At 73.4% G+C, this 12,770-nt stretch carries 10 protein-coding genes; 4 read left to right on the top strand and 6 right to left on the bottom strand.

The window, feature by feature from the left end; all coding sequences use genetic code 11:
• Positions 1 to 1,435: flavin monoamine oxidase family protein (locus NJ376_RS11525; RefSeq protein WP_252953411.1), on the top strand; the 1,435-nt coding region annotated here is incomplete at its 5' end.
• Positions 1,436 to 1,461: 26 nt separating this feature from the next.
• Here NJ376_RS11525 and NJ376_RS11520 read toward each other — a convergent pair.
• Positions 1,462 to 1,662 (bottom strand): hypothetical protein, encoded by a 201-nt coding sequence (locus NJ376_RS11520; protein WP_252953410.1) that lies wholly within the window; start codon positions 1,660 to 1,662, stop codon positions 1,462 to 1,464.
• A gap of 144 nt (positions 1,663 to 1,806) precedes the next feature.
• Here NJ376_RS11520 and NJ376_RS11515 point away from each other — a divergent pair, with 144 nt between their 5' ends.
• The gene (locus NJ376_RS11515; RefSeq protein WP_252953409.1) at positions 1,807 to 2,049 is read left to right on the top strand and encodes a hypothetical protein; all 243 of its coding nucleotides are present in this window, start codon (positions 1,807 to 1,809) and stop codon (positions 2,047 to 2,049) included.
• Between the two features lie 118 nt (positions 2,050 to 2,167).
• Here the strand turns inward: NJ376_RS11515 and NJ376_RS11510 are convergent, their stop codons facing one another.
• Both NJ376_RS11510 and gltX read right to left on the bottom strand, forming a co-directional pair.
• Complete coding sequence (locus NJ376_RS11510; protein ID WP_252953408.1) at positions 2,168 to 3,751, bottom strand: ABC transporter substrate-binding protein; 1,584 nt, start codon at positions 3,749 to 3,751, stop codon at positions 2,168 to 2,170.
• 1,131 nt (positions 3,752 to 4,882) lie between these two features.
• A complete protein-coding gene (gene gltX, locus NJ376_RS11505) occupies positions 4,883 to 6,292 on the bottom strand; it encodes a glutamate--tRNA ligase (protein WP_252953407.1) in 1,410 nt (469 codons plus the stop codon).
• Positions 6,293 to 6,828: 536 nt separating this feature from the next.
• On the opposite strand from gltX, the gene NJ376_RS11500 reads away from it, so the two are divergent.
• Together NJ376_RS11500 and NJ376_RS11495 are read left to right on the top strand one after the other, a co-directional pair.
• Positions 6,829 to 8,787 carry a ComEC/Rec2 family competence protein gene (locus NJ376_RS11500; RefSeq protein ID WP_252953406.1) on the top strand — a complete coding sequence of 653 codons (1,959 nt, stop codon included), beginning with the start codon at positions 6,829 to 6,831 and terminating at the stop codon, positions 8,785 to 8,787.
• 307 nt (positions 8,788 to 9,094) lie between these two features.
• Entirely contained in the window at positions 9,095 to 9,820 is a 726-nt protein-coding gene (locus NJ376_RS11495) for an NUDIX domain-containing protein (protein ID WP_252953405.1), read from the top strand.
• 274 nt (positions 9,821 to 10,094) lie between these two features.
• Here the strand turns inward: NJ376_RS11495 and lexA are convergent, their stop codons facing one another.
• The 3 genes from lexA to moaC all read right to left on the bottom strand — a co-directional run bounded on the left by lexA (position 10,095) and on the right by moaC (position 12,626).
• Complete coding sequence (gene lexA / locus NJ376_RS11490; RefSeq protein ID WP_252953404.1) at positions 10,095 to 10,820, bottom strand: transcriptional repressor LexA; 726 nt, start codon at positions 10,818 to 10,820, stop codon at positions 10,095 to 10,097.
• Positions 10,821 to 10,947: 127 nt separating this feature from the next.
• A complete protein-coding gene (locus NJ376_RS11485; protein ID WP_252953403.1) occupies positions 10,948 to 12,153 on the bottom strand; it encodes a molybdopterin molybdotransferase MoeA in 1,206 nt (401 codons plus the stop codon).
• The gene (gene moaC / locus NJ376_RS11480) at positions 12,153 to 12,626 is read right to left on the bottom strand and encodes a cyclic pyranopterin monophosphate synthase MoaC (protein WP_252953402.1); all 474 of its coding nucleotides are present in this window, start codon (positions 12,624 to 12,626) and stop codon (positions 12,153 to 12,155) included. The genes NJ376_RS11485 and moaC overlap by 1 nt, the downstream gene beginning before the upstream one ends.
• Positions 12,627 to 12,770: the final 144 nt, after the last annotated feature.

The raw sequence follows: 12,770 nt of genomic DNA, 5'->3' as shown, positions 1-12,770 counted from the left end.
GCTGCCGGCGACGCCGGCCCGGGCGGCGGCGCCGGCGCTGCCGCGGGACCGCCGGCGGGTCATCGTGCTCGGCGCCGGCATCGCCGGGCTGGTGGCGACGCTGGAGATGCGGCGCGCCGGCTGGGAGGTGACGCTGCTGGAGGCCGATGCGCGCCCCGGCGGGCGATGCCTGACCTTGCGCGGCGGCGACACGGTGGCGGAGGTGGCGGTGCCGGTGCAGCGCATCGGCTGGGACCGCGCGCCGGATCTCTATTTCAACCCGGGCCCGGCGCGCATTCCGCATCATCACCGGGCGATCCTCTCCTATTGCCGGGCGCTGGGTGTGCCCCTGGAGGTGCTGGTGAACGAGAACCGCGCGGCGCTGCTGGAAACGCCGGCGGGCGTGCTGCCGCAGCGGCGGGTGCAGGCGGCGCTGCGCGGGATGGTGGCGGAGCTGGCGGTGAAGGGGCTCGGCGCTGGGCTGGAGGCGCCGCTGGGGCCGGGCGATCTGGAGGCGCTGGCGGAGGGTCTGCGCCGCTGGGGCGCGCTGGATGCCACGGGGCACACCCGCGGCAGTTCGCGCGGCGGCTGGGCCACGCCGCCCGGGGCGGGGCCGGGGGCGCCGGAGCCCCTGCCGCCGCTCGACCACCGGGCACTGCTGGCGCCGGAGGTCTGGCAGGCGGCGAGCTTCGCCGAGGCGATCGATTACCAGGCGACCATGCTGCAGCCGGTGGGCGGGATGGACCGCATCGCCGCCGCCCTGGCGCGGGAGGTGGGCGATGCGCTGGTGACGGGGGCCGAGGTCGTCTCGCTGCGCCGGACCGAAGCGGGCGCGCGTGTGACCTGGCGGGAGGCGAGCGGGGCGATGCGCCAGGCCGAGGCGCCGCGCCTGCTCGTCACCCTGCCGGCGCCGGTCCTCGCCCGGCTGGACACGGATTTCAGCGCCGAGCGCCGGGCGGCGCTGGCCGTGCTGCGCTACTCCCAGGCGGCGAAGCTGGCCTTCCTCTGCCCGCGGCGCTTCTGGGAGGAGGAGGACGCCATCTATGGCGGCATCTCCTGGACCCGGCGGGAGGCGACGCAGCTCTGGTATCCCTCGCACGGCTTCCACGCGGCGCAGGGCGTGCTGGTCGGCGCCTATGTCTGGGATGACGACATCGCCGGGCGCTTCGCCGCGCGCACCCCGGCGCAGCGGGCGCTGGCGGTGGCCGAGGATGTGCGGGTGCTGCATCCGGGCGCCGAGCTGGGCGAGGCGGCCTCGGTCGCCTGGGGGCAGATGCCCCGGGCGCGCGGCGCCTGGGCGGAGTGGACCAGCGTGCAGCGGGCGCGGGAGTACCGGCTGCTGGGGGCGCCGGAAGGGCCCTACCACTTCGCCGGCGAGCACCTCTCCTGGCTGCCGGGCTGGCAGGAGGGGGCGGTGCTGAGCGCCTGGGAGGCGCTGGCGGGGCTGGCGGGGTAGGGCGGCGCCCGCCGGGGCTGCCGGGATCAGCTCCGCCAGCGGCTGGTCAGCCGCGCCAGCACCATCAGCACCACGCCGAGCGCGACCAGCCCATAGGTGCCCGGCTCGGCGCGGACGGCCTCGAAGGCCTGGGCCGGCAGCCAGAGCAGCGTGTCCCAGCCGAAGAGATGCGCCGCAAGGCCAAGTGCGACCAACAGGGTCCCGAGCGACCACAGCCAAGCTGCCATTCCAATTCCCCTGGCGGGCGCCACCGCATCGCCGGCGCCCGATACATGCTGTCACCGCCTGCCCCGATCTCGCTGCAAACCGGCCCCGATCCGGCCGGGGGGCACGGCCAGCATAGCCCTGTCGCCCCTCTGAAGGAGGACAGCATGCGTAGCCTTCTCGTTGCCGCCGCCCTTGGCCTGGGTCTGGTCGCCGCCGCGGCGCCTGTCAGCGCCGCGCCGCCGGTGGGCCCCGGCTGGCACGGGCCGCACCGCCATTATGTGCCGCCGCCGCGGCCGCATTGGCACCGGCCGCTGCCACCGCCGCGGTATCATCATCACGTTTTGCCGGGGCAGTCCTGGCAGCAGCCGCGCTACTACCGGCCGGGGCCGGGGCCGGGGCCGGGCTGAGGCGGCGGGGGCGCTGTCCCCGGACCCGGCGGAGGGCGCTGCCCTCTGCGCTCCCGCCGGGGGGTGGACCACCCCCCGGACCGCGGCGTGAGTTGGCTGGCGGCGCCCGAGGCGGTCCTCAGACCCGCTTGATGCCGTAGAACAGCGCCACGCCCTTCAGCATCCCCTCCAAGTCGCCGCGCAGCGCGGTGGGGGAGAAGAACTGCCCGAGCGGCACATAGGGCACCTCCTCGAAGCAGACGCGCTGCATCTCCCGCCCGATCCGGGCCTGCGCCGCCTCGTCCGCTGCGTCGAACCAGGCGTTGCGCAGCTCCTCCAGCTTCGGGATGGTCGGCCAGCCGAAGATGCCGTTGCGGCCATGGCCGCGGATCAAGTTGTTCGCCGCAGGGTTCACCTGGGCGCTGCCGGCAGTGTAGCTGACCATCATGTTCCAGCCGCCTTGCGCCACCGGATCCTGCTTCAGGATGCGCTGCGTCACCGTGCCCCAATCGGTGGAGACGTAGTCGAGATTGAGCCCCGACTTTCGCAGCATGTCCCCGCAGACTTCCGCCATGGCGTTGATGACCGGGAAGTCGGTGGCGGCCAGCAGGTTCACCCGCTCATCCCGGTAGCCTGCCTCGGCCAAAGCGCGCTTCGTCGCCGGCCCGTCCAGCGGGGCGCGAAAGGCCTCCAGCCCTTCGTCGCTTGCCATGACGGAGCCGGGGGCGAAGAAGCCATAGGGGGTGCGCCAGAAGGTCTTGTCGTCCCCGGCCGCCGCGGCCATCGCGTCCTGCTGGTTGGTGCCGCGCAGGATGGCGCGGCGGATCGCCGGGTTGTCGAAGGGTGGGTGCAGGCAGTTGAAGCGCAGGAAGCCGACGGAGCCATGCGGGTCCAGGATGTCGATCTTCACCCCGCGGGCGCGCTTCAGCGGGGCGACGAGGTCGATCGCCGGCTGCTCCCACCAGTCGATCTCGCCGCGCTGCAGCGCGGCGCTCGCCGTCGCACCATCCGGGATGGTGAGCCATTCGACGCGGTCGAAATGCACCACCTTGCCGCCGGAGAGGTAGCTCGGCGCCTGCTGCCGCGGGACGTAGTCCGGGTTGCGCTCATAGACGTTGCGGCTGCCCGGCACCCGTTCATTCGCCACGTAGCGGAAGGGGCCGCTGCCGATCATCTCCGGCACGGCCTGGGAGGAGGGAAGGTTCGCATGCCGCTCCGGCATGATGGCGCAGAGATGCGTGCCCACCTTCGCCAGCGCATCCGGCAGCAGCGGGAAGGGCTTCTTCAGTGTGAAGCGGATGGAACGGTCATCTGGTGCGGTCACCTCCTCGGTGACGGCGAAGAGCGCTTGGCCGAAGGCATCCCGCGACGCCCAGCGCTTGATGGAGGCGACGCAATCGCGCCCGCGCACTGGCTCGCCGTCGTGGAACTTCAGCCCCTCTCGCAGGCGGATGGTGACGGTCCTGCCGTCATTCTCCACCGTGTGGCCTTCCGCCATCTGCGGCCGGGCCTTGAGGTCGGCGTCCCAGCCATAGAGCGTGTCATAGACCAGCAGCGCGTGGTTGCGGGTGACGAAGGCGACCGAGTGGATCGGGTCCAGCAGGGCGAGGTCGGCCTGCGGCACGAAGCGCAGCACCCGGCGCCCTGGGGCGTTCTGGGCCGCGGTGAGGCGGGGTGCGGCCAGCGCCGCGGCCCCCGTCGCAAGGAAGGATCGGCGCCGCATTCCCAGGACCTCCCGCCATGTCGCGGAAGCAATGCTGCATTGCAACAGGCGCGGCGTCAACGCCTGCGGGACGGGCATGCCGCGGCGTGCCGGTCCGGTGCCGACATCTCCAGCGCGCAGGAAGCGCACTGCCAGAAAGCGTCCCCTGCGGCGCCCTGCCGTCTCCGCTGGAAATGCCTTGTCATCGACCGCTGTCCGGCTGGCCGCCGAGGTGCCGCCTGGCCGTCTTGGCGCGCGGGAGTTCTCCACAGCTTTGTGGGTAAGGGTGTGGGAAAGCCCCTGGATAGCGCTGCCAAACCCTTGCTCGTTCACGGGCTCGTGTACTCGTTGCGCGGGCGCCACAGGCGTGTCCGGATGGCCGCAGTGGGCGGGAGGGACCTCCGGCCGATAGGTAGGGGGGACGTAACACTGGCGGGCCAAGTGCCGGACAGGCGCGAGGTCGGAAGGGTCCGTGCCGGGCCGCCGGGATCGATGGCGGAGGTGGCGCCGGTCCACGGCGAAACATAGGGCCGCGGCCCGAGGCGGGCCGGCCGACATGTTGGGGAGCGGGCAACCCATCCTCCCGGCAGCAGGGCGCGTTCCCCACCACCAGCACCCCCTGCTGCACCCATCCCCGCGCCGGGTCGTGGCCAGCCTGCGGCGAAGCTGCAGCAGCGGAGGGCTGCGCTGCCGGCCAGCGGCAAGGTGGACGATGGTTTGCCGAGCGGCCGGTTGGGCGATCGGCCCCGGCGCCTGGGTGATCGTTCGCCTCCTCCGCCGGGGGCGCCGGTGCAGCGTCCTGCCAGGGAAGAGGACAACTCGGCTTCGATCCTGTGGCCCCGGCAAGCGGCGCCGGCCCTTGGCGGCAGTGCTGCCAACCCCGCCGGGGCAAGGACCCGGGGCCGACCCCCGGAGTGGGTCCGCCGAGCGAACCCGCAGGCGGAACGTCACGCCCGGGTCCGGGAGGCGTCTCCCCTCCGGTAGGGCGCCGGAGCGGATCTCCTGCCGGGTCCGGGAGGCCGAGCCGCCGTCCTGCCTTTCGACGCGTGCCTGCCGGGACTTGCCGCCGCATGCCCTTCCGCGGTTTCGCTGCGGAAGGGCATGCGGGGCCTCCGGCGCCCGCGAAACGCACAGCGGTCCCGTGGGGAGTGCTCAGTCCTCCGCCGCTGCCAGGATGCGGTCCATCGCCTCGGTCCGGCCGAGCGCCGCCAGCACAGCGTCGATCGGCGGGCTTTGCAGGCTGCCGGTCAGCGCCGCGCGCAGCGGCTGGGCGACGGCACCGAGCTTCAGCCCCTTCACCTCCGCATAGTCCCGCAGCCAGCGCTCCAGCTCCAGCCGCTCCCAGGGCGCGTCGGTGAGGAATTGCGCCAGGTCGCGCAGCCGCTCCTTCGCCTCGGGCGTCAGTGCCGCGGCGGCCTTCTGGTCCATCGCCGGCGGGCCTTCCTGGGCGGCGAAGACGGCGGCGCCGGCCAGTTCCTCGAGATCCTTCGCGCGCGCCTTCAGCTCCGGCATCAGCGCCCGCACCCGCTCCGCCCCCAGCGTGCCGAAGCTGATGCCGCGCTTGGCCAGCCGCGTCAGCACCTCCTGCGCCAGCCGCGCATCATCGGTGGCGCGGATATAGACGCCGTTGAAATGCGCCAGCTTGGCGTAGTCCATGCGGGAGGCGGCGCGGCCGACATCGGCGATGTCGAAGATGCGGATCGCGTCCTCGCGGCTGATGATCTCGGTATCGCCATGCCCCCAGCCGAGGCGGAGCAGGTAGTTGCACACCGCCTCCGGCAGCAGGCCCTGCTCGCGGAAGTCGAGCGCCCCCACCGCGCCGTGGCGCTTGGAAAGCTTGGCGCCGTCCGCCCCGTGGATCAGCGGGATATGGGCGAAATGCGGCCGGCGCCAGCCCATGGCGTCATAGACCATGCACTGGCGGAAGGTGTTGGTCAGGTGGTCGTCGCCGCGGATGACATGGGTGATGGCCATGTCGTGGTCGTCCACCACCACCGCATGCAGGTAGGTGGGGGTACCGTCCGAGCGGAGGATGATCATGTCGTCCAGCTCGGCGTTGGCGACGCGCACCTCGCCCTGGACCAGATCCTTCACGACCGTCTCGCCGCCGCCCTCCCCGGGGCGGGGTGCCTTGATGCGGATGGCGGGCGGGACGCCGGGCGCCTGGGCGGGGTCGAGGTCGATCCAGCGGGAGCCGTCGTATTTGAAGGGGCGCTTCGCCGCCTCCGCCGCGGCGCGCATCGCCGCCAGCTCCTCCGGCGTGTCATAGGCGAGGTAGGCGCGGCCGCGGGCCAGCAGCTCGCGCGCCACCTCGGCATGGCGGGGCTCGCGCTGGCTCTGGAAGACCGGCGGCTCGTCGGGCGAGAGGCCGAGCCAGTCCAGGCTCTCGATGATCTGACGGACCGCTTCCGGAGTGCTGCGCTGCTTGTCCGTATCCTCGATGCGCAGCAGGTACTGGCCGCCATGGTGGCGGGCGAAGAGGAAGTTGAAGAGAGCGGTGCGGGCCCCGCCGATATGCAGGTAGCCGGTGGGCGAGGGGGCGAAGCGCGTACGGACGGACATGGCGGGATATCCCCGGGAGAAGAGGGGAGTTCCTAGAGCATCGGTCCCGGGTTGGGGAGGGCGTCGGGCTCCCGAGGACTGGCCATGCCGGCGGAGCCCGGAAGGGGCGGCCGGTGGCGGGAGGGACCTGACGGCCGGTTGCCGGATGCGCGCAAAGCGGGAACATCATCGCCGTCACACCCGAATTGCGGGAGTTTAAGATTCGGCTTCGGCCCAGGATGGGCCGCCCGGATCAAGGGTTTGGCGAGTCGGCTTAATTCGCCGTCACAATGCCGATTCGCACACCGCATGAGTCTTGACTCGTTCCGTATTGATTTCGTCGACTCGGGCCGGCAAGCTCGACTCGAATGTCAATATCGCTTGCTTGGCCAGCCCTTCGGTGGCCCGGCAAGCCTGCCCCCCCGGTCGCCGCATGGCTCTCCGCCGCCTGGAGTGCCCATTGGGCGAGCGAGCAGGCGCGCCTTGCGCCCTGGCTCGCCGTGGCACTGGGCGCAGGCGCGCTGGGCTATTTCGCCCTTCCGGCGGAACCGCCCCCCTTGGCGGCCTGGCTCGGCGCACCCCTGCTCGTCATCGCCCTGCTCGCTCGCCGCCTCGGCCCGCTGCCGGCCTGGGCGCTGGGGCTGGCGGCGGCTGCGGCGATCGGCTTCGGCCTGGCCACCTGGCATGCCGGCCGCCAGCCGCCGATGCCGGAACTGCCGCGCGGCGCCACCATCCTGACCGGCCGCATCGCCCAGGTGGAGCTGCTGCCGGAGGGGCGGCGGCTGACCATCGCGGCGCCCAGCCTCGATGGCGGCGCACCGCTCGCCCGGCAGGTGCGGGTGCGGCTGAAGGCCGACGACCCGGCCCGACCCGCGCCGGGGGACGGGATCCGGCTGCGCGCCCTGGTCCGCCCGCCAAGCGCGCCGGCGTATCCCGGCGCCTGGGATTTCCAGCAGGCCGCTTTCTTCTCCGGCCTCGCCGGCAGCGGCTTCGCCCTCGGCCGGGCCGAGGTGACGCCGGGCGCGGCCGGTCCCGCCTTCGCCGCGCTGCGCGCCGGGATCGAGGCGCGGGTGACGGCGGCCATTCCCGGCCCGGCCGGCGCCGTCGCCGCCGCGCTGCTGACCGGCGGGCAGAGCGCCATCCCACCCGCCGATCTCGGCGCCATGCGGGAGTCCGGCTTGGCCCATCTGCTCTCGGTGTCCGGGCTGCATATCGCCATCGTCATGGGGCTCGGCTTCTGGCTGCTGCGGGCCGGGCTCGCCCTGGTGCCGGCGGTGGCGCTGCGGCTGCCGGTGAAGCCGATCGCGGCGCTCGGCGCCCTGGCGCTGGGCGGGGCCTATCTGGCGCTGACCGGCGGCCAAGTGCCGATGCTGCGCAGCTTCGCCATGGCGGCGCTGGTGACGCTCGCCCTGCTGGCTGGGCGCCGGGCGCTCAGCCTGCGCGGCTGGGCGCTGGCGGCGACGCTGGTGCTGGCGGTGAACCCGGCGGCGGTGCTCGGCGCCAGCTTCCAGATGAGCTTCGCCGCGGTGCTGGCGCTGATCGCCGGCTGGGAATGGCTGCGGCCGCGCCTGCCGCGGCCGGAGCTCGGCGGCTGGCGCCGGCGGCTGTGGCTGGCGGGGTTCGGGCTGGTCGCCACTTCGCTGCTGGCAGGCGCGGCCACTACGCCCTTCGGGCTGCACCATTTCGGGCGGCTGCAGCTCTATGGCGTCGCGGCCAACGCGCTGGCGGTGCCGCTCACCTCCCTGCTGGTGATGCCGGCGGGCATGGCGGCGGCGGCGCTGATGCCCTTCGGGCTGGAGCGCTGGGCGCTGCTGCCGATGGGCTGGGGGGTGGAGGGAATCCTCGCCATCGCCCGCTGCGTCGCCGCCTGGCCGGGGGCGAGCCTGGCGGTGCCGCCCATTCCCGCCTGGGGGCTGGGGCTCGCTTCCTTCGGCATGCTCTGGCTCTGCCTCTGGCAGGGGCCGTGGCGGGGCTTCGGCCTGCCGCTGATCCTGCTGGGCCTGCTGAGCGGCTTGTGGGAGAGGCCGCCGGACATCCTGGTGTCCGGCGACGGACGGCTGATCGCCTTCCGGGCGGATGAGGGGATGTTCCTGCAGCGGCAATCCGGCGCCTCCGCCTTCACGCGGGAGGCCTGGCAGCGGCTGTTCGGCGTGGCCGAGGCGCGGGCCCTGCCGCGGGAGGGGGCGGCCGGCGGCATGGCCTGCACAGCGGGTGCCTGCACCCTGCGCGCGGTGCCGGAGGGGCCGGCCGTGGCGCTGCTGCGCGGCGCCGCCCCGGCGGCGCATTGCGCTGGCGCCGCGCTGGTGATCTCCGCCGAGCCGGTGCGGGGGCATTGCGCCGCCCAGGTGATCGACCGTTTCACCGTCTGGCGGCATGGGCCGCATGCGGTGTGGCTGGCGCCGGACGGAGTGAGGGTGGTGAGCGACCGGCAATGGCGCGGCGACCGGCTCTGGGTGCCGCCGATGCCGGTGCCGCGAGGCAGCGCCTCGGCCGAGCCGCCGGCGGCGATGGAGTGAGGCGCGCGGCTTCGTGGCGGGGCCTGAGCCGCCGTATGTGTCATCGGGCGGCTGCGCACCGGCCGGCCGAACGGGCGGCCCGCGAGGCGGGCTGGACTTCCGCGAGAGGCTTGGGCAAGCGGGCCGGAGCCGATGCCCGGAAAGGAAGTCGGCAGGGTTTCAGGCGCGGGGCGTCGAGCGAAGTACCGGCATCGGGGCGGGGAACGGCTTGGTTTCGCCCGGCATCGTGCTCCGGCGCAATGTGGTCGCGTGACCCATGGTTTCGGTCGATCCGATCTCGGCCGGTGACGCGCGAGGGGTGAGTCACATGCAGGACTATGTGCTGCGGCCGGTGACGGCGGGGCTGCGGCTGGAATTGCTGCCGGGCGAGCGGGCGGCGCCGCCCGGGCTGGAGCCGGCGGTGGCGGCGGCCTGGGAGGCGGCGCAGGCCCGCGCCGGTGGGCGGCTGTTCAACGGCAGGGTGTTTTCCGTGGAAGGCGCCTCGGCGGGGCTGCTGACCGGGCGGCTGGTGGAATATCGCCAGGTGGTGGCGGGATTCAGCGACCCAGCCCTGGCGGCGGCCCTGACGGTGCGGCCGCTCTCGGTCTGCGGGGTGCTGCGGACGGCGGAGGGGGTGGTGTTCGGACGCCGGAGCGGCGAGGCGACCTACGAGGCCGGGCTCTGGCAGATGCCGCCGGCGGGCAGCGTGGATGCCGGCGCGGTGCGGGACGGCCGGGTGGATGCGGAGGCGGCGCTGCGCGAGGAGCTGGCGGAGGAGCTGGGCCTGAGCTGGGAGGCGGTGGCGGCCTGCCGCCCCTTCGCGCTGGTGGAGCATCTTGGCTCGGGCGTGCGGGATCTCGGCTTCCTGCTGGAGACCCGGCTCGGCTTCGCCGCGGTGGCGGCGGCCGCGGCCGCGCGGGGCAATGGCGAGTACCAGGAGCTGGTGGCGGTGCCTGAGGCGGAGCTGGCCGGCTGGCTGGCGGCACGGCCAGGGCGGGTGGTGCCGGCGGCGGGGATGTTCCTGCGGGCGCTTGGGCTGGTCCCGGCGGGGTAAGTTGGGGGTGTCGCCCCGCGGCGCCGGCCAGGAAGCCGGCGCCAGGGGGATGGCGGCACGGCCACCAGCCGCCGCCCCGGAACTGGCACGGAGTCGCCGGGCATGGCTGGAACCCGCGGCCGGGCCGGCATCAGCGCGGGACTGGCCGGGCCGCGCCGACCCATCCCGCTCATTGGCTCGGTCACACGATTCACGGTTCCAGCCGATCCGACCGCAACCGATCGCGCGCGAGCGCCTCCGGACGGGGCTCCCCCAAGCCCCGCCGGACGCCGCCTCAGTATTTGCGCAGCAGCCCGACCAGCCGACCCTGCACCTTCACCCGGTCCGGGCCGAAGATGCGGGTCTCGTAGCGCGGGTTGGCGGCTTCCAGCGCGATGGAATTGCCGCGCCGGCGCAGCCGCTTCAGCGTCACCTCGTTCTCATCCACCAGCGCTACGACGATGGCGCCGTTATCCGCCGTTTCACCCCGGCGGATGATGACGGTGTCGCCATCCAGGATGCCGGCCTCGACCATCGAGTCGCCGGCGACCTCCAGCGCGTAATGCTCGCCATTGGTGAGCATGGTGGCCGGCACTTCCACGGCATTGCCGGCATCCCGCAGCGCCTCGATCGGCAGGCCGGCGGCGATCCGGCCGTAGAGCGGAAGCTGCACCGCCGCCGCCTCACTCGCCGCCTTCTGCACCCCGGCAAGATTCGGGGCGAAACGGCCGGTGATGACGTTGGGCGCGAAGCTGGAGCTTCCGGCGGGGGAAGCGGCACCGATCTCCGGCCGGCGCGGCGCCAGGTTCTCGGGCAGGCGCAGCACCTCCAGCGCCCGGGCCCGGTGCGCCCGGCGCTTGAGGAAGCCCCGCTCCTCCAGCGCCGTGATCAGCCGGTGGATGCCGGATTTGGATTTCAGCTTCAGCGCGTCCTTCATCTCCTCGAAGGAGGGGGAGAAGCCGGTGGTGCGCAGATGCTTGTCGATGAAGATCAGCAGCTCATGCTGCTTGCGGGTCAACACGTCAGCCCCCTTCCGTCGGCGGATGGCCACCCCGTCCGCAATCTGGCGAACAAAGCAGCAACCGGCCTCTGTGTTCTAGGAAGGTTCCGCGCGTCGGGTCAATGGCTTTTCCACGGAAATCCGTTGTTCATATGCCGAGCTCGCCGAGGGGGATGACCTCGACCGGCGCCCCCGCCGGCAGCGCCGGAGCGTGCGGAGCGCGGAGAACCAAGCCTTCCGCCCGCGCCAGGGTCTTCAGCATGGAGGAATCCTGCACCGGGAAGGGGGTGGCGACCAGCCCTCCCTCCGGCCCCGTTTCCAGCCGGGCCCGCAGGTGATCGAATCGGCGATCATTCGCCGCCAGCGCCACGCCAGTGCGGGCGGGTACGGTGCGCGGCGGCCCGGCCTCCCCGCCCGAGAGCCGGGCGAGGGCGGGCAACAGGAACTGCACGGCGCAGACCAGGGCGGAGACCGGGTTGCCGGGGAGGCCCAGCACCGGCGTCGGGCCCAGCATGCCCCAGATCAGCGGCTTCCCCGGCCGCATGGCGATCTGCCAGAAATCGAGGGTGAAGCCCTCCGGCCCCAGCGCCGCCTGGACCAGGTCGTGGTCGCCGACGCTGGCGCCACCCGTCGTCACCAGCAGGTCGCAGGCGCGGGCGGCGCGGGCGGCCTCGGCGATGGTGCTGGTGTCGTCGGGGGCGATGGGCAGCACCAGCGGGTCGCCCCCGCCGGCCCGGACCAGCGCCGCCAGGGCATGGGCGTTGGAGGAGACGATGCCGCCGGGCGGGATCGGCTCGCCGGGCAGGGCGATCTCGTCGCCGGTCGCCAGGATGCCGATTCGCGGCGCGCGGTGGACCGTCAGCCAGGGGTGGTTGGCGGCGGCGGCGAGGCCGATATCGCGCGCCGTCAGCCGCCGGCCGGCGGGCAGCAGCTTCTCCCCCGCGGCGAAGTCGAGCCCCTGGCGGCGGACCCAGCGGCCGGGCTTCACCGTCTCGTTCACCCGGACGCGGCCGGAATCGGGCGCCGCATCCTCCTGCAGCAGGATGGCGTCGGCGCCCTGGGGGATGAAGCCGCCGGTGAAGATGCGCACCGCCTCGCCGGGGCCGACGACGCCCGCATAGGGGTGGCCGGCGGGGGCGGTGCCGGTGACGGCCAGCGTCGCACCCTCCACCGCATCCGCGGCGCGCACCGCATAACCATCCATGGCGGAGACATCGGCCGGGGGCTGGGTCAGCCGTGCCACCACCGGCCGGGCCAGGACGCGGCCCCAGGCGGCGGGCAGCGGGATGGTCTCGGCCGGGGTGGGGCCGAGGCTGGCCAGGATGCGGCTGCGGGCGTCTTCGACCGAGATCATCACTCTGCCTCGTAAGTACCGGACTTGCCGCCCGATTTATGGACGAGGCGCACGCCTTCGATGCGCATGCCGCGATCCACCGCCTTCACCATGTCATAGACCGTCAGCGCCGCCACGGTCACTGCGGTCAGCGCCTCCATCTCTACCCCGGTCCGCCCCTTCAGCTTCACCAGCGCCTCGATCTCCACCGCATCGGGCAGGGCGGGGGTGAGGTCGACCGTGACCTTGGAGAGCATCAGGGGGTGGCAGAGGGGGATGAGGTCGCTGGTGCGCTTCGCCGCCATGATGCCGGCGAGGCGGGCGACGCCCAGCACATCGCCCTTGGCGGCGCTGCCGGACTGGATGAGGGCCAGGGTCTCGGGCGCCATGACGACACGGCCGCGCGCCACCGCCACCCGCTCGGTTTCGTCCTTGGCGGAGACATCCACCATGGCAGCGCGGCCGGCATCGTCGAAATGGGTCAGCTTGGGCATGGGGCCTTCCTTCGGGCCGAGAGGGGCGCCGCCCCTCTCGGGCTCACCCCGCCAAACGCCGAAGGGCCTTTGGAAACCATGGGTTTGGGCGTGACGCGTCGAACAGCGGACTCAAGGGTTCGAAGGGCCTTTCAGCCCTCTGCA

The organism is Siccirubricoccus soli (assembly GCF_024178315.1).
GTDB classification, from domain to species: Bacteria; Pseudomonadota; Alphaproteobacteria; order Acetobacterales; family Acetobacteraceae; genus Siccirubricoccus; species Siccirubricoccus soli.
The sequence above is the reverse complement of the archived record's forward strand: the minus strand, read 5'-3'. Positions and strand labels throughout refer to the sequence as shown.

What these genes read in the sequence shown, in the direction of transcription:
- NJ376_RS11520 (WP_252953410.1), bottom strand. Translation starts at nt 1,662, where the DNA reads ATGGCAGCTTGGCTGTGGTCGCTCGGGACCCTGTTGGTCGCACTTGGC.
- NJ376_RS11515 (WP_252953409.1), top strand. Translation starts at nt 1,807, where the DNA reads ATGCGTAGCCTTCTCGTTGCCGCCGCCCTTGGCCTGGGTCTGGTCGCC.
- NJ376_RS11510 (WP_252953408.1), bottom strand. Translation starts at nt 3,751, where the DNA reads ATGCGGCGCCGATCCTTCCTTGCGACGGGGGCCGCGGCGCTGGCCGCA.
- gltX (WP_252953407.1), bottom strand. Translation starts at nt 6,292, where the DNA reads ATGTCCGTCCGTACGCGCTTCGCCCCCTCGCCCACCGGCTACCTGCAT.
- NJ376_RS11495 (WP_252953405.1), top strand. Translation starts at nt 9,095, where the DNA reads ATGCAGGACTATGTGCTGCGGCCGGTGACGGCGGGGCTGCGGCTGGAA.
- NJ376_RS11485 (WP_252953403.1), bottom strand. Translation starts at nt 12,153, where the DNA reads ATGATCTCGGTCGAAGACGCCCGCAGCCGCATCCTGGCCAGCCTCGGC.
- moaC (WP_252953402.1), bottom strand. Translation starts at nt 12,626, where the DNA reads ATGCCCAAGCTGACCCATTTCGACGATGCCGGCCGCGCTGCCATGGTG.